The organism is Flavobacterium sp., assembly GCF_030146175.1.
In the GTDB taxonomy this organism is placed as follows: Bacteria; Bacteroidota; Bacteroidia; order Flavobacteriales; family Flavobacteriaceae; genus Flavobacterium.
This window is the reverse complement of record NZ_JASLCE010000078.1, coordinates 23,173-39,918: the sequence shown is the minus strand read 5'-3', so window position 1 is coordinate 39,918 and position 16,746 is coordinate 23,173. Positions and strand designations below refer to the sequence as shown.

Sequence of the window (16,746 nt, the reverse complement as noted above, 5' to 3'; positions counted from 1 at the left end):
CTGGTAGTTGGTGTTATGAGTGCATTTACATTGATCAAACCAGCAGCCGGTTATAAGGTAGGCGATGTGGCGACTGATTTCAGTCTGAAAAATGTCGACAATAAAAAGGTGTCGTTAGCCGATTTCAAAGCTGCAAAAGGTTTTATCGTGGTGTTTACCTGTAACCACTGTCCGTATGCTCAGGCTTACGAAGATCGTATCATTGCATTGGACAAAAAATATAAAAAATTAGGATATCCGGTTATAGCGATCAATCCAAACAATCCGGCAAAACAAAAAGATGATAGTTTCGAATTGATGCAGACACGTGCCAAAGAGAAAAACTTTACGTTCCCGTATTTATTGGATGAAGGTCAGAAAATTTATCCGCAATATGGAGCGACTAAAACGCCTCATGTGTATATCTTACAAAAAACAAAAGCTGGAAATGTGGTAAAATATATCGGAGCGATCGACGATAATTATAGCGATGCGGCTGCCGTAAAAGAAAAATATGCCGAAAACGCATTGGATGCTTTATTGAAAAACAAAGACGTAGCGGTAAAAGAAACCAAAGCAATTGGATGTTCGATTAAGGCGTAATAAGCATCTCAAAAATATTTTGAAAAGAAAGGAGTCGGTATATTACTGGCTCCTTTTTATTTGATTTAAAGCCTTTTATAGGAATACGTTTTTCTTACGTAAAGGCAATGCTAAAAATTTTATATTGTTTAAATCGGGAAACCGATTAAAAGTAGCCGATTCGTTTAATAATGTGATTATATATTTTATTTTTGCGAAGTTTTAAATCATAATATTTAAAACAATAAAACTCTTAAAAATTATAATTATGTTTAAATTAAAAAACTTGTCTGTATTTGCAGCAGTATTATTTTTAGGTTTATCCTCATGTAGTAAAGATAACGATGACACTCAGGAAGTAGCCGCTCAAGTTGAAGGTACCTGGCAATTTACAAAAGAAGGAACCATCACCAATAATCAGGAAATTATAAATGATTATGAGCATACTGCCGGTTGTACAAAAGATTATATCGAAATATTTGCCGCTAACGTAATCAAAGATCATTATTTTGACAATCCAAACTGTCAGGAAACAATCGATACCGGAGTTTGGACTAGAAATAATAATGCGCTGACATTTGTATATCAAAACGGAACAACCGTTAACGCTGAGATTATGCAATTAACGAATACCACATTGAAATTAAAATTCCTACTTTCCGGAAATACGAATTTGGTGGTTTTAACGCGACTGTAATAGCAACATATATACTAAAAAAAATAGGGCTTTTAAGCCCTATTTTTTTGTTTATAAAAGTAATATTCGAAGTTACCAGAATTTAGTTATATGGTTATGGCTTTCCGTAATGCGAAGGTAATTTGATAAACTACTTTTGAGATGTGAAACATTTAATTTTCAAAGTAACATGAAAAAAGTAGTACTATTTATTTTACCATTAGTTTTATTAGGATGCACATCTGAAGGTGGATCGGAAGTGTCAACACCATCATCAGTTGTAACAAATCCAAGTTCCGGTTCCAGCGGCTGTGGAACCTATAATGGGAAAACATTATATAAAGGTTCTAATGGAGGTTGTTATTATATTAATTCGAGTGGAAATAAAGTATATGTAAATGCATCCTATTGTAAGTGCTAATACAATAAACAATATAGACTATTCCCGATAACTAATTACACTTTTTTGTCTACATTTGACTTTTAAACGCAAATCAAAAATGGACATTACACAAGAACAATGGTGGCAGGAAGCACAACAGGACAGCAATGCTGTAATCCTGGATGTGCGCACTGAAGACGAATGGAACCAGGGAATCATTCCGGGTGCCATCAACATCGATATTTATAAAGGACAGGGATTCATCTATCAGGTAGACGAATTGGACAAATCCAAAACCTACTATATCTATTGCCGATCGGGAGGAAGAAGCGGTCAGGCGTGTAACCTGATGCAACAAATGGGTTTTGCCAAAACCTATAACCTTGTGGGTGGAATTATGGAATGGAACGGACCGGTAGTGATGCCGGAAGAAAAATAAAAAAAGGGACTTTTAAAGTCCCTTTTTTAGTTTATATCCCTATTAGAAGTTAGGGCTTAAGTTGTATTTCTTATAGAAATTATCCAGTGCTTCCAATACCTCATCTTCGTTGTCTACGACTCTGAAAAGATCTAAATCGGCCGGATTGGCATTGGCATGTTTTTCAATGATCACGGTTTTGATCCACTCTAATAAACCGGACCAGAAATCACGACCTACCAGAATAATCGGGAATTTTCCGATTTTTTTGGTCTGAATTAAAGTGATGGCTTCAAATAATTCGTCAAGCGTTCCAAATCCACCCGGCATGACCACAAATCCCTGAGAGTATTTTACAAACATTACTTTGCGTACAAAGAAATAGTCAAATTGCAGGTTTTTATCGCGGTCGATATACGGATTAAAATGTTGCTCGAATGGCAATTCAATATTTAAACCTACCGAAGTTCCGCCGCCAAAATGAGCGCCTTTATTTCCGGCTTCCATAATTCCGGGACCACCACCTGTGATCACACCATAACCGGCTTTACTGATTTTATAGGCAATTTTTTCTGCCAATAGGTAATATTTATCTTCCGGTTTGGTTCGGGCCGACCCGAAAATCGATACACAAGGACCAATTCGTCCCATCGTTTCATAACCGTTTACAAATTCGGCCATGATTTTAAAAATCGCCCAGGAATCATTTGTTCGTATCTCGTTCCAGGTTTTTTGTTTGAATTTATCCTGTATTCTGTCGTCTTCGTTTTCAAATTGTTCTTTCATCATCTAAACTCTTTTCTATTAATTATTATTATGGTTTATTGGAATTCGTAGATCGTATGCCATAATTATCCCGCAGTAATGCTAAATGCAACTGATATCCCGGTATAACGATGTAAATAGGAGTGTTGTTGTTTGTTGACATTTATTCGGAAACCGAACAAACATAGTCTAAAACTATTATCTTTTTTGACGTTATGCAAATTTAGCACTCCCTTTTTTTAAAATTAATGAACGAATCCAAATGGTTTTGTTGTAATGTGTTGTACAACAGTATTTTGTTTTAAAAATAAAAGGCAACACGATATTGCCTTTTGTATTTTATAAATGCAATTCCTTTTTAAGGAATTTAGCGGTATAACTCTTCTGGTTTTTAATAACCTCTTCCGGTGTTCCTTTGCAAACCAGTTGTCCGCCGCCTTTACCACCTTCATAACCGATATCGATAATATAATCGGCCAGTTTGATCACATCTAAATTATGTTCAATAATCACTACGGTATTGCCTTTGTCAACCAGTTTATTGATCACTTCCATTAATACACGGATGTCTTCAAAATGCAATCCTGTCGTAGGCTCGTCCAAAATATAAAAGGTATTACCCGTGTCTTTTTTAGATAATTCCGTGGCCAATTTGATCCGTTGGGCTTCTCCTCCGGATAGGGTTGTACTTTGCTGACCAAGGGTGATATAGCCTAAGCCTACATCCTGTATGGTTTTTATTTTACGGTAGATTTTCGGAATGTTTTCAAAAAACGGAACCGCTTCGTCTACCGTCATCGCCAATATATCCGAAATGGATTTTCCTTTATAACGGATTTCGAGTGTTTCACGGTTAAAACGTTTTCCCTGACAGGTTTCACATTCTACATATACGTCTGGTAGGAAACTCATCTCGATGGTACGAACACCCGATCCTTCGCAGGTTTCGCAACGTCCGCCGGATACGTTAAAGCTAAAACGCCCCGGTTTATAACCACGAATCATTGCTTCCGGAGTTTGGGTAAACAAAGTTCGGATTTCCGAAAATACATCGGTATACGTTGCCGGATTGGAACGCGGTGTACGGCCAATCGGACTTTGATCAATATCAATTACTTTATCGATATGTTCCAGTCCTTCGATTTTTTTATACGGTTGCGGTTTTTTAACGGCATTAAAAAAGTGCGTATTCAGAATCGGATAAAGCGTTTCGTTAATTAACGTTGATTTTCCACTTCCGGAAACACCGGTCACACAGATTAGTTTTCCCAATGGGAATTCAACGCTTACGTTTTTCAGATTGTTTCCGGTCGCACCACTCAATTTTAATACTTTTCCGTTTCCTTCACGGCGTACTTCCGGAATAGCAATTTCCATTGTCCCGTTTAAATAGGAAGCGGTTAAGGTTTTTTCGGATAACAATTCCTGCGGCGTTCCTTTACTGATGATTTCGCCACCAAAACGACCGGCTTTCGGACCAATATCGATCACATAATCGGCACGTTCGATCATGTCTTTGTCGTGTTCGACTACAATAACCGAATTTCCGATATCACGCAATTGTTCCAGCGAACGAATCAGACGTTCGTTGTCGCGTTGGTGCAAACCAATACTCGGTTCGTCCAGGATATACAATACACCAACCAGTTGGGAGCCAATTTGTGTGGCCAGTCGGATTCGTTGTGCTTCACCACCCGAAAGGGATTTGGAACTACGATTTAGCGACAGATAGTTCAATCCTACATCGACAAGAAAACTCAAACGCGCGCGTATTTCTTTTACAATTTCGGTAGCGATTGCTTTTTGTTTTTCGGATAAATGGGGTTCAAGTTCCTGAAACCATAGACTCAATTCATCGATATCCATGGCCGAAAGTTCACCAATATTTCTTTCGTTGATTTTAAAGTATAACGCTTCCTTTCGCAATCGGGTTCCTTCGCAAACAGGACAATTAACTTCGTCCATGAATTCTTTAGCCCAACGTTTGATCGTTGCCGAATCACTTTCGTCGTGCTGGTTTTTGATAAAATTGGAGATCCCTTCAAAATCGATTTTATATTCTTTTGTGATTCCCATAACTTTTGAAACCACAGAGAATTTTTCATTTCCACCGTTAAGGATCATGTCGATCGCTTCCGGTGAAATTTTTTCGATCGGATCGGTTAGTTTAAAGCCAAACTTTTCACCGATGATTTCCAGTTGTTTAAAAATCCAGGAATTTTTCTGTTCTCCTAATGGTGCAAAACCGCCGTTTTTAATCGAAAGTTTTGGGTTTGGAATAATTTTATTCAGATTTACTTCACTCACCAAACCCAGTCCGTTACAATGTTCGCAAGCGCCTTTTGGCGAGTTAAACGAAAAGTTGTTCGGTTCCGGATTCGGATACGAAATCCCGGTTGACGGACACATCAGGTTTCGGCTAAAAAAGCGAACTTCCTGACTTTCCTGTTCGATTACCATCATGATATCTTCTCCGTGATACATGGCGGTTTTAATACTTTCGGTAAGTCTTTTGTCGTTGTCTTCCGTATTTTCAATTGCCATACGGTCGATCACAATTTCGATATCGTGGGTTTTATAACGGTCGACTTTCATACCGAATTCCAGATCGCGGATTTCTCCGTCTACGCGCACTTTAACAAAGCCCTGTTTGGAGATTTGTTCAAACAATTCGCGGTAGTGTCCTTTTCGGGAACGGATCACCGGCGCCAGAATATTGATGCGTTTTCCGTTGAAATTTTCAAAAATCAGCTCTTTAATTTGCTCATCACTATAACTCACCATTTTTTCACCGGTGTTGTAACTGTAGGCTTCCCCGGCACGGGCATAAAACAAACGAAGAAAATCGTAAATCTCGGTAATGGTTCCTACGGTAGAACGCGGACTTTTGCTGGTCGTTTTCTGTTCAATGGCAATTACCGGCGAAAGACCGTCAATTTTATCCACATCCGGACGTTCCAGTCCACCCAGAAATTGGCGGGCATACGCAGAAAAAGTTTCAATGTAACGGCGCTGTCCTTCGGCATAAATGGTATCGAAAGCCAGCGATGATTTTCCGGAGCCGGATAAACCGGTAATTACAACCAGTTTCTCCCGCGGAATCACAACGTCAATATTCTTTAAATTATGCGCTCTTGCGCCTAATACTTCAATAGTTTCTTCTGTGTTTAGCATAAAAAATCGAGCAAAACGCAAAGGTACTGTTTTGAGCGCGATTTGAGACGTCCCGAAGAAAGAAATTTTTGTTATTTTTTAGTAGTGGAATGCCAGGTTGAGATCGCAAAACCAAACTAAAAAGCATTTGATTCCCAATAGATAACTATTCTTACAAAGAATCCGGAGCGAAAGTTTTTTTCGTTGTAAATGTTCTGTAAAATCTTCTGAAGATCGGGTAAATAATGATGGGTTTTATGGCGATAATCGGCTATTATTCGATTCGCATGTCTTTTAACTTTTCACGATAGCTTTCCAGTACTTCGATTTTGGAAATATAACCCAGGTATTTTTTGTCTTTTAAAACAAAAAGGATGTCGGTATGATAGGTTTCGAATTTCTCCATTACCGTTTCCATGATTTCGTCATAACAGATAACAGCTTCCGGTTTTTCGGTTACATCCTGTAACGAGGTGTATTTGATTTGGAAAGGCTTGAAAATAATATTTCGGATGGAATCAAAATTAATCACACCGGTTAATTCTTCTTTTTCGTTTACTATCGGAAAAAGGTTCTGTCGGGTATTCGAAAGTAAATCGACAATATTTTCCAGTTTCGAATCCGAAGTAATTGTTGTAAAATCATTGCGGATATGTTTCGATAAATCAATCGAAGAAAGAATGTTTTTGTCTTTATCACTGGTAAATACCTGACCTTTATCAGCCAGATTTTTAATATCCATCGAATGAATTTCCATTTTTTTGGTAATCGCAAAACTGATAGACGAAACGATCAATAACGGAACCATTAATCCATAACCGCCGGTGATTTCAGCAATAAGGAAAATAGCAGTTAAAGGCGCGTGGAATAGGCCACTTAGCACGCCAGCCATTCCAACAATGGTAAAATTACTAACCGGAAGGTTGTCTGATAATCCGATTAAACTAAAAAATTTCGCGACGCAAAAGCCGAGATAGGAACCTACAAACAGGGAAGGTGCGAAGTTACCACCGTTTCCACCGCTTCCTAACGTGAGTCCGGTCGCAAAAACTTTTAAAAACATTGTAGCACCTACAAATACCAACAGAATGATATCGTTGTCTTTAAACGAGTTTAAAAGCGTGTTTTCGAGTATTTTACTCGGATTTCCGTTCGATAGTATTTTAATGCTTTCATATCCTTCTCCAAAGAGGGTTGGAAAAAAGAAAATCAGTATGGCCAGCATTGAAGCACCAATCAGTGCTTTTTTATAGGTTTTGTTTTTATAACGGTCAAAAAAATGCTCGACCTTTCGGAACGTCCGGGCGTGGTAAACCGATACCAGTCCGGCAAAAATTCCAATGGCAATATAATAGGGAATATTGTGATAATCAAAAGTGAGCTGTTGGTGGAAGGATAAAAGAATATCCTCTTTTAAAAGTACATTGGTGACCAACGATCCGGTTGCGGCCGAAATCATAATCGGGATAAAAGCGGTAACACTCATATCGGCCAGAATCACTTCAATGGCAAACAATACACCGGCAATTGGAGCGTTAAACGCGGCGGCAATACCAGCGGCCACACCACAGGCTAATAAAAGCGTCCGGTCTTTGTAATTCAAACGGTATTTTTGCGCATAGTTCGATCCGAAAGCCGCTCCGGTAATGGTAATCGGTGACTCCAATCCGGCCGATCCTCCCAAGCCTACCGTAAGGGAACTGGTAATGATCTGCGCATACATCTGTTTCCGGGGCATGATACCCGATTTTTTAGCTACGGCAATCATAATCTGTGACGTACCTTTTTCGATACTTCCGTCCAGAAATTTTTTGATCACAAAGGCAGTCAGTAAAATCCCGACGATTGGTAGGATACTGTTACTATACGGTAAGTGAAGTATATTATCGATATAATTCGCAAAACGGAATACCGAGTGCGCAAATGTTTTTAGTACGATTACCGCTAAAGCCGAAGATAAAGCCACTAAAATACAGGATAAATAAATAAACTGTCGGTTGTTTAAAATAGCTTTTAAGAAAAATAACGAGGCTTCTAAACGCTTTAAGTTTTTTCGCAAAAAAAGGATTATAGGCGAGACGTTTTTATTCGGCATTGTAGCAAGGTTTAGATGATCCGTTTCGGAAACTTGAAACTGCTAAATTAAGCCTTTTGGACCAGTATCATTTTAAAAACGTTATAAATTTTTTAAAGCTTCCCGTTTGCTTAATGGTTTTAAAGTGGTGTCCGAAACAAATTTTATAACGGTTTTCGGGTCGGTTTTGGCATATTCCCGTAGCGCCCATCCGATTGCTTTTTGGATAAAAAATTCGCCGGAACCGGAATGTTTTTCGCATAAGGCAAACAATAGGGCGACATCGGTTTTGTTTTTATAACCCAATTGAAAAAGTATAGCGGAGCGGTTTAACCACATGTTTTCGGAATCGGAAAACCGAGCCACGACGGTTTCGGTTTCTTCGGGAAATTGCAACAGATAATTGCCCAACAGGTATTTGGCTAGAAAATCGACGGTATCCCACCATGAATCGGTGGTGAGGGTCTTTTCGATCAGCTCGATATCCTTTTTTACAAATTTTCCGCGCAGTTCCTTTTCCAGTATTTCCATAGCGGCATAATGAAACTCTCTTTGTTGCTGTTGTAAGAGTGTCAAACCAATTTCACGGGCATTGTTTTTGACTTCGGTTTTATGTTGTGATCCGATTTGTTTGGTGATTTGTTTTCGCAAAGGCGCTTTGATGCCGTAAAATTGAAAATGATGTTTCATATAGGCTTCCATCGGTCCGGCATTGTCTGCCGAAGCATTTTCGCGGAAAGCTTGTGTAAGATCAGTTAGAAAAGTCATGCGTAATTTCCGCTAATTTATCGGTTGCAAATTGTTTTATTTCTTCAAAGAAAAGGGTGAATTCGATTTCAAAGTTGACATAGTATTCCTGTAATTCCCGTACGGAATATTGCATACGGGAACGGTTTTTTGTACGCTGATCCATTTGGAAAAGTATGGTCGCAATGCCGTCTATGGAGGCATAGCTAACCAACCAGTTCCGTTCAATCATATACGGCATTAGTCCTTTGGTTTTATCGGTTAGCAAATCATAATGCTCTTTTAAAGACGAATAAAATGCCGAAACATAGGTTTCCAGAGGGATTTCGGAATACCGATCCCAGTTTTTAGCTAGGAAATGATCATAAAAAACATCCATAATCACCCCCGAATAATGACCGTAGGCTTCATGCAGTCGGTGTTTACTTTTTCTGAAAATCGGATGCGCATCGGTAAAGGTATCGATCGCACGGTGTAACAGTATGCCTTTTTGAATATCCGGGTTAAAGTTTCGGTAATCATTACCGCGAATACCATCGGCCATAAAGTTGCCAATTTTAATCAGATCATGATCTCCGGATAAATAGATATGGGCTAAAAAGTTCATTAGTATTTACATTTCAGTCATTGTGGACTCTGGTTTGTAAATGTAACGATAACTTTTCTAAAAACAGTATCGAAAAAGGGAAGGTTTGCCGGATTCAACCGATGTCCTTTGCTTTACATTATTTCAGAATGGTACGTGCTTTTTTAAAACTAAAAAATGTTACAGAATAAAAAAAGGATTAGAATAGGGTACTACGCCGACAACTTTTTATATTTGTGATGATTTTGAATTTTAATCCCCAATAGCATATATGACACTGATAAAATCGATTTCCGGTATTCGAGGAACAATAGGAGGAAAAACTGGTGATAACTTAACACCTGTGGATGCGGTAAAATTCGCTTCCGCCTATGGAACGTTTTTAAAACAAAATAGCAATAAGGAAAAATTAACCGTTGTGATTGGTCGCGATGCCCGGATTTCAGGGCCGATGATTCACAATCTGGTCGTAAATACACTGATAGGTCTTGGAATTGATGTTATCGATTTGGGATTATCGACAACGCCAACTGTTGAAGTTGCCGTTCCGTTGGAAAAAGCCGATGGCGGAATCATTCTAACGGCTTCGCATAACCCGAAACAATGGAATGCGTTAAAATTATTAAATGATAAAGGCGAGTTTTTAAATGGCGCCGATGGTGCTAAAATTCTGGAAATTGCCGAAAGTGAAGCGTTCGATTTTTCGGATGTGGATCATTTGGGAACGATTACCGAAAACGACGCCTATATGGACATTCATATCGATGAGGTATTGAATTTAGCCTTGGTAGATGCCGAAGCGGTAAAAAAGAAAAAATACAAAGTGGTTGTCGATGGTGTGAATTCCTCCGGAGGGATCATCATTCCGAAATTACTGGAGCAAATGGGCGTGGAAGTGGTACGTTTGTATTGCGAACCAAATGGTCATTTTCCACACAATCCGGAGCCGTTAAAGGAACATTTGGGAGATATCTGCGAATTGGTGGTAAAAGAACAAGCCGATTTCGGTATTGTAGTTGATCCGGATGTAGACCGATTGGCGTTTATTTCCAATGATGGAGAAATGTTTGGAGAAGAATATACACTGGTAGCCGTGGCCGATTATGTGTTGAGTCGTACGCCCGGAAATACCGTTTCGAATATGTCGTCGTCCCGAGCGTTACGCGACATAACGCAGAAACACAACGGAACCTACGAAGCCAGTGCGGTGGGAGAGGTGAATGTTGTGGAACTGATGAAAAAGAATAACGCGATTATCGGTGGTGAAGGTAACGGTGGTATTATTTATCCGGAAGCACACTACGGGCGTGATGCTTTGGTTGGTGTCGCTTTATTCCTGACCTATCTGGCCGGACAAGAGCAATCGGTGGCCGAATTAAGAGCCGGTTATCCACAGTATTTTATGAGTAAAAATAAAATCGAGTTAACACCACAAATCGATGTAGATGCCATTTTAAAAGCCATGACGGCGAAATACCAACATGAGAATATTTCGACTGTAGATGGTGTGAAGATTGATTTCGCGGAAGACTGGGTACATTTGAGAAAGTCGAATACGGAACCGATTATCCGTATCTATACCGAAGCACCTACACAGGAACAAGCTGATAAACTGGCGTTGCGAATTATCGATGAGATCAAAGAAATTGCCGGAATCTAAAACCGGGATTATATAAATAAAAAACCTGTTCGCTTAAAAGCGGACAGGTTTTATTTTTTAGGAGCAAGCGTCCTTTCGTTTTATAACATCATTCCTCCGGAAACTTCAATACGTTGTGCGTTAATCCAGCGCGCGTCATCGGTACAAAGGAAAGCAACTACACCGCCAATATCGTCCGGTAAACCAACACGTCCTAATGCGGTTGCCGCAGCAATGTTTTTGTTCATTTCGGCATTATCGCGAACCACACCGCCACCAAAATCAGTTTCGATAGCACCCGGAGCGACCACATTCACGCGGATTCCTCGGGAACCTAATTCTTTAGCCTGGTATTTGGTTAAAGTTTCAATAGCACCTTTCATCGAAGCATAAGCGGCATAACCCGGAAATGAAAAACGAGCCAGTCCGGTCGAAATATTTACAATACCACCGCCATTAGCCATAAGTGGTAAGGCTTTTTGAGTAAGGAAAAATGGCCCTTTAAACTGAATTCCCATTAAGGTATCAAACTGTTCTTCGGTGGTAGCTTCAAAAGAAGCGTGAATTCCGATTCCGGCATTATTTACCAGATAATCAAAATGATCGGCCTGAAAATGTGTTTTTAAAGTCTGCTGAACGGTTGTCCAAAAAGCGTCAAACGATGCGATATCGGATACATTTAGCTGAACGGCTGCTGCCTTTCGGCCGTATTGCTCGATTTCTTTGACCACTTCGATTGCTTCTTCTTTTTTACTGTTATAGGTTAGTACGACATCCAGTCCTTTTTGAGCCAGTTGCAGTACCATATTTTTGCCAAGTCCGCGGCTTCCGCCGGTTACAAGTACTATTTTTTGAGCCATTGCTTTGATTTTTAAAGTTTTACTAGGTAAAGGTAAGCGGTTGCAAGAAGGTAACTATGGTGATAGTTTAAGTATTTTACAATAAAATTTTTGCAACATCCGACCAACTGTCTACACGCGTATGATTTTTTGTATTTCCGGAAATATTATGCGGCTGGGAAAACAACAGGGTTTTTCCGTTAAAATAATCCAGGTTTTTAAAGTGATCATCAATCATGATATCCCCTTTTACAACCGTTTTCGAACCACACATTACGATTTGTTTCCAGTGGAGAAACGGGAAATGTTCTTCCAACCAATAGAATTTGTCTGTAAGGCTTTTGGGAAATTCCATAGCAGCGCTCACAATAAACAGTTCGTATTTCTCATTGAGTTGTCGCATTACTTCGACACTACCTTCCATAACCGGTAGGTTTCTAAAAAAACCGTCACTAAAAATATATTCTAAAGCATTTTTAAAAGTGTCGACTTCTGATGTTCCATTCATTTTTTCGTAAGATTGGCGGATGCCAAGTTCCTGGTATTCGAATTCTATCAATTGGGCATATATATCGGCCAGGACGCCGTCCATATCCACTAATAAGCGTTGTTTCATATGGTATTATGATTTAAGCGATTTTACTAAATATTTAGGCACTTCGGTATACCCTTGTCGGTCATAAAACCGATGTGCTTCGGTTCTTCTGGAGTGGGAGTGCAATTCGATCCGATCACAGTTTCGTTCCCGTGCCAATGCCACACAATAGGCTTCCATTTCTTTCCCGATTCCTTTACTACGGGCGGTTTCGTCTACGGAAAAATAACTGATCCGCGCAAAATCGCCATCGAGTGCCAGTTGCGGAATAAAATGCACCGAAATAAAAGCGAGTACTTCGTTGGCTTCTTCATAAACGAACAAAACCTCATCGGGATGTGACAGTAGAATTTCTATTTTTTTTAGGATAAAATTTCCAGTATCGGGATAGCCCATTTGTGCCAGCAAATCCTGAATTTTTGAACTGTCGGCTAGAGTTGCTTTTCGAATAGGCATAGAAGATAGGCTAATGTGTGTTGATCAAATTTAACGGTTTATGGAAAAATAATGCTGTCGGTTGGTGTTAATTTATCTATAAATTTCCGATTGCCCAATTGGAAAATTCAGGCTGTAATACCGTTGTTTACAACTTGACTTTTGGGACATTACGCGTATGGCAATGAATACCGCCACCGCATAAATTCAGGGCAATACTGTCGATTGCGATGACTTTCCGATCCGGGAATACGTTTTTTAAAATGGCCAGAGCGGCTTCATCTTTTTCTTTTATGATATATGGCATACCTTCGCGGTAGTATTTTTGAGCGATAACCAGATTGTTTGTAATCAGGAAATTACAATAACTCAACGCCGGCAGTACTTTCATACGTTCCTGAGGAAACGGACTTCCGTCTTTGAGTTTGCCGTGGAGTAAATCATAAGGGAAATGATAATTTTCATAAACGTCGTCACCTTCTTTAACCGTAATATAAATGGGTTCCGGAACCGGCATTTGTATGATGTTAAACGGGTCTCCGTTTTGATCAGTTTCTTTTTGCAGTATCGTATAAGCTAAATCCAGTCGTTCTTTATTTAAGGCATGAATCGGACTTTGTAACGCTTCTTCTGTTGTGATATGTGCCAATACGATGGTATTTCGATTTACAAAACGACACATTTCATCAATATGACCGTTTGCCGAAGCCGAACGATAGGCTAAGAATGCACCGTTTTCGTCCGGAATGGGTCCGGCATGCATATCTTCGTCGTCATAAGTGGCATAGGGTAACCAGATTACCTTATCGAGGTTAAAAATTCGTTTAAATTCATCTTCCACCTGTTCTTTAGTCCAGCCTTTGTTGCGTTTTGTAACTTCGGTATCTTCAATGGTCATTAAAATGCCATTTCCGTTAAATTCCCGATCACCGCCTTCACTGGTTAATCGCGTAAAAATCAAACCTTCGATATCGATAAATTTAGCATGAACCCGGTCGAATTCTTCCATCTTTTTGGAAATCGGATGGTTGTTCGGAAAAAAACCGTAGGAATCAAAGTTAAAGTCAACTACAGCGCGTTCGCCTTTTTCATTGATAAGTATTTCGGCTCCAAAATCCCGCGGGTAAATAAAATCGGATGGGAAAACCATAAAACTGATTTTCCCGGTATCGATCGCGTGATTTTTCAATTCCTGTATGGCACGTTCTTTGGAGGCTTCGTCATAACAGGAAACGATAACGGCTACATTGTCCAGTAAATGGGAAATAATGGAAATGGTTACGGCTTCGATGTCATAGTCTTTGGAAACAGTGGCATATTGTACCAGTGGCCATATGAGTAAAACGGATTCCTGTGGGTCGAATTCACCAACGGTTTTGAAGTTATGTGCGCGCATCACAAATAATTTTTGGCTTATAAAGTTACAAAAATTATACGGTTTTTTTAGGAACCGGAGTAGGTAACGATATCAATTCCGATTCCGTTTGGATCCTGAATAGCAAAATGTCGGTCGCCCCATGGTTCGTCCCGTAATTCGATTTCGATAGGAATGTTTTTGGAACGCATGTCCTGATAAACACTGTCTACAGCAGCCACTTCAATAGTAAGGTACATGCCGTTACCAGCAAATGCCGACTGGAATAACGGTTGCTGTGACGGATGGTTGGGAAGTAAAAAACTGACTTCGAAAAAACCGTCCGGGCTATGTAACAAGAGATAAAAATCGTTTTCGAAAGTGATACCAAATCCTAATACAGTAGTATAAAAGGCTTTACTTTCTGCAAGTTTTGTCGTGATAATACCAAAGTTAAATTTCATGATTGTTGTTTTAAATGTGCCCTACAAAGTTCCGTTGGGAAGTCTGGAAAAAATTGTAAAAAACGGACAATCGAAAGTGGCTCCTAAAATTTTATTGTTTTAGAGCATTTTTAGGGGTAAGCCCATACATACTTTTGAATTCTTTGATAAAATGCGCCTGATCATAATAACCATAATCCAGGAATGAATATTCATTTCGGCCATTCGGATTGGAATGCTGTTGTAATGCGTTTTGGAAACGTACCACCTTACAAAATGTTTTGACAGAATCGCCTAAGTAATATTTGGACAACCGACGTAGTTGCCGCGGACTGATACCGGTGTTGAGGTCGGTTTCCACATTCAGGTTTCCGGAATTTTTAAAGATTTTGTCGATGGCACTAAAAAAGCGAAAATCAGGTTGTAACACAGTGCGATTGATTTGGTTCAGGTAGTAATGATCTAATTTTTGTTTACTAGTTTCGGTATCCTGATCGGAATTAAAATGCATTTTAAAATAGTTTGCTTTTTCCGGTAAAACCAATTGTAATAATTCGGAACGATGGGATAGTTCGGAAGCATCCATTTGAAAAAGAAGCGGAAACATGGCCGGGTAAAAACGAATACCAATATAATGGAATGTTTTTCCCAATGGAAATTCGGTGCAATGCGCACTAAATCCACTAATGTAGGCTTCTGAAGGATTATCGAGTTCAAAATAAATATCCATACAACCGTCTGCAACCACTTGATACTTAAATTCGTCCTGGAGTTTACAATCGGTTTTCAATTGCCAGTAGCAATAAATATAAGCAGAAAGCCTGATATCGGGCGGAAATTCCCGATAGCTCACACGGTCAGAAGTGGGCTGTATTGTAGGCTGAACCGGTGTGTATAACGCTTTTATGTTGCTATTTATCGTCAAAATGATTGTGATTTGCCGGAATCCGATTAATTTTAAATCTTTGTTACAGGTAAAAATAATGTCTTAAATTTAGAAATGAAAAAAATATACCTATTGTTGTTTACTTTTGTTAGTATGACTTCTATGGCGCAACATTTTACAAAAGAAGAAAAAGCCCGTATCCATTCCGGTGACAGAAAACAGAAAATGAAGGTTATTCAGATAACGGAGCCTTCGGAGTTGCTCATTCTACAATCGGTATCAAAAGATATAAATCCCAACGACAAAGATTTACCGGTATTACTGGACAGAATGTATCAGGCGGTTACCGATCCCGAAGAAGGTGGTGTAGGAATTGCAGCACCTCAGGTTGGAATTAACCGAAATGTAATCTGGGTTCAGCGGTTTGATAAAAGTGGTGAACCATTTGAAGCCTATATCAATCCGGTGATTATCTGGCGTTCCAAATTGCTTCGAAAAGGAAATGAAGGCTGTTTGTCGATTCCGGATCGTAGTGGCGATGTATTCCGCAATTATACCATCCGATTGTCCTATCAGGATATAAAAGGTGTGAAGCAGGAAGAAATTATCGAAGGCTTTACAGCGGTGATTTTCCAGCATGAAACCGATCATCTGAACGGTATTTTATTTACCGACCGACTGGAGGAACAAACAAAGAATACCTATCACAGCATTAACAATGAGACCTCGTTATATTTAGAAGACCGTTTAAAACGCCAGTAATTATGAAAGTCAGTTTGGGAAGGGTAATTCTCTTAGTGGAAGATTACGACAAAGCATTTGATTTCTATCGCAGGAATTTTTTCTGTAAAAAACTTTACGATGCGGTTATGCCAGACGGACAACGCTATGTTCATATTGGCTTTTCCGATAATACTACCGTTGGATTATGGCTGCTTAAAGCAGACGATGCGACCCAGTCGGAACGTATTGGTCACCAAACCGGAGGTCAGCCCACCATTGTAATTTATACCGATAATTGCGAAGACCTTTACCACTATGTAAAGACCAATACGGTCGAAATTATCGAAGGACTCACCGTAACGCCCGAAAGTAAGTTTTTCCACTGTAAAGATTTATACGGAAACCGACTTACGGTTGTTGAAGTACTCCACTAACTTTTACTTTTTTTTGAGCTTCAGACGTTTCGATTG

At 39.4% G+C, this 16,746-nt stretch carries 17 protein-coding genes; 6 read left to right on the top strand and 11 right to left on the bottom strand.

The features are described 5' to 3' along the window. The first annotated feature begins 15 nt into the window (after window positions 1-15). The 3 genes from Q1R07_RS09530 (at window position 16) to Q1R07_RS09520 (ending at window position 2,058) form a co-directional block, all read left to right on the top strand. A complete protein-coding gene (locus tag Q1R07_RS09530) occupies window positions 16-582 on the top strand; it encodes a thioredoxin family protein (protein WP_300489146.1) in 567 nt (188 codons plus the stop codon). A 247-nt stretch (window positions 583-829) separates the two neighbouring features. Then, on the top strand, window positions 830-1,258 hold the full coding sequence (locus tag Q1R07_RS09525; RefSeq protein ID WP_300489144.1) for a lipocalin family protein: 429 nt from the start codon (window positions 830-832) through the stop codon (window positions 1,256-1,258). A gap of 479 nt (window positions 1,259-1,737) precedes the next feature. Beyond that, window positions 1,738-2,058, top strand: a complete 321-nt coding sequence (locus tag Q1R07_RS09520; protein ID WP_300489143.1) for a rhodanese-like domain-containing protein — start codon at window positions 1,738-1,740, stop codon at window positions 2,056-2,058. A gap of 42 nt (window positions 2,059-2,100) precedes the next feature. Here Q1R07_RS09520 and Q1R07_RS09515 read toward each other — a convergent pair whose 3' ends face one another. The 5 genes from Q1R07_RS09515 to Q1R07_RS09495 form a co-directional block, all read right to left on the bottom strand. Then, window positions 2,101-2,826: a TIGR00730 family Rossman fold protein gene (locus Q1R07_RS09515; RefSeq protein WP_300489142.1), complete on the bottom strand. Its 726-nt coding sequence runs from the start codon at window positions 2,824-2,826 to the stop codon at window positions 2,101-2,103. Between the two features lie 315 nt (window positions 2,827-3,141). Further along, entirely contained in the window at window positions 3,142-5,976 is a 2,835-nt protein-coding gene (gene uvrA / locus Q1R07_RS09510) for an excinuclease ABC subunit UvrA (protein WP_300489140.1), read from the bottom strand. A gap of 253 nt (window positions 5,977-6,229) precedes the next feature. Further along, entirely contained in the window at window positions 6,230-8,050 is a 1,821-nt protein-coding gene (locus tag Q1R07_RS09505) for a chloride channel protein (protein WP_300489139.1), read from the bottom strand. A gap of 81 nt (window positions 8,051-8,131) precedes the next feature. Continuing rightward, window positions 8,132-8,797 carry a DNA alkylation repair protein gene (locus tag Q1R07_RS09500; RefSeq protein WP_300489136.1) on the bottom strand — a complete coding sequence of 222 codons (666 nt, stop codon included), beginning with the start codon at window positions 8,795-8,797 and terminating at the stop codon, window positions 8,132-8,134. Beyond that, on the bottom strand, window positions 8,781-9,383 hold the full coding sequence (locus Q1R07_RS09495) for an acyl carrier protein phosphodiesterase (protein ID WP_300489133.1): 603 nt from the start codon (window positions 9,381-9,383) through the stop codon (window positions 8,781-8,783). The genes Q1R07_RS09500 and Q1R07_RS09495 overlap by 17 nt, the downstream gene beginning before the upstream one ends. Before the next feature lie 250 nt (window positions 9,384-9,633). On the opposite strand from Q1R07_RS09495, the gene glmM reads away from it, so the two are divergent. Beyond that, window positions 9,634-11,022, top strand: a complete 1,389-nt coding sequence (gene glmM, locus Q1R07_RS09490) for a phosphoglucosamine mutase (RefSeq protein ID WP_300489130.1) — start codon at window positions 9,634-9,636, stop codon at window positions 11,020-11,022. Window positions 11,023-11,102: 80 nt separating this feature from the next. Here glmM and Q1R07_RS09485 read toward each other — a convergent pair whose 3' ends face one another. The 6 genes from Q1R07_RS09485 to Q1R07_RS09460 form a co-directional block, all read right to left on the bottom strand. After that, entirely contained in the window at window positions 11,103-11,861 is a 759-nt protein-coding gene (locus Q1R07_RS09485) for an SDR family oxidoreductase (protein WP_300489127.1), read from the bottom strand. A gap of 76 nt (window positions 11,862-11,937) precedes the next feature. Then, window positions 11,938-12,456, bottom strand: a complete 519-nt coding sequence (locus tag Q1R07_RS09480) for a 5'(3')-deoxyribonucleotidase (RefSeq protein ID WP_300489124.1) — start codon at window positions 12,454-12,456, stop codon at window positions 11,938-11,940. A gap of 6 nt (window positions 12,457-12,462) precedes the next feature. After that, complete coding sequence (locus tag Q1R07_RS09475; RefSeq protein ID WP_300489121.1) at window positions 12,463-12,891, bottom strand: GNAT family N-acetyltransferase; 429 nt, start codon at window positions 12,889-12,891, stop codon at window positions 12,463-12,465. Between the two features lie 127 nt (window positions 12,892-13,018). Then, a complete protein-coding gene (locus Q1R07_RS09470) occupies window positions 13,019-14,266 on the bottom strand; it encodes an agmatine/peptidylarginine deiminase (protein ID WP_300489118.1) in 1,248 nt (415 codons plus the stop codon). 47 nt (window positions 14,267-14,313) lie between these two features. Beyond that, window positions 14,314-14,688, bottom strand: a complete 375-nt coding sequence (locus Q1R07_RS09465; protein WP_300489115.1) for a VOC family protein — start codon at window positions 14,686-14,688, stop codon at window positions 14,314-14,316. A gap of 91 nt (window positions 14,689-14,779) precedes the next feature. Beyond that, window positions 14,780-15,592 carry a helix-turn-helix domain-containing protein gene (locus tag Q1R07_RS09460; protein ID WP_300489112.1) on the bottom strand — a complete coding sequence of 271 codons (813 nt, stop codon included), beginning with the start codon at window positions 15,590-15,592 and terminating at the stop codon, window positions 14,780-14,782. Between the two features lie 75 nt (window positions 15,593-15,667). On the opposite strand from Q1R07_RS09460, the gene def reads away from it, so the two are divergent. Both def and Q1R07_RS09450 read left to right on the top strand, forming a co-directional pair. Then, window positions 15,668-16,315 carry a peptide deformylase gene (def, locus tag Q1R07_RS09455; RefSeq protein ID WP_300489109.1) on the top strand — a complete coding sequence of 216 codons (648 nt, stop codon included), beginning with the start codon at window positions 15,668-15,670 and terminating at the stop codon, window positions 16,313-16,315. Window positions 16,316-16,317: 2 nt separating this feature from the next. After that, the gene (locus Q1R07_RS09450) at window positions 16,318-16,710 is read left to right on the top strand and encodes a VOC family protein (protein ID WP_300489106.1); all 393 of its coding nucleotides are present in this window, start codon (window positions 16,318-16,320) and stop codon (window positions 16,708-16,710) included. The last annotated feature ends 36 nt before the right edge of the window (window positions 16,711-16,746 follow it).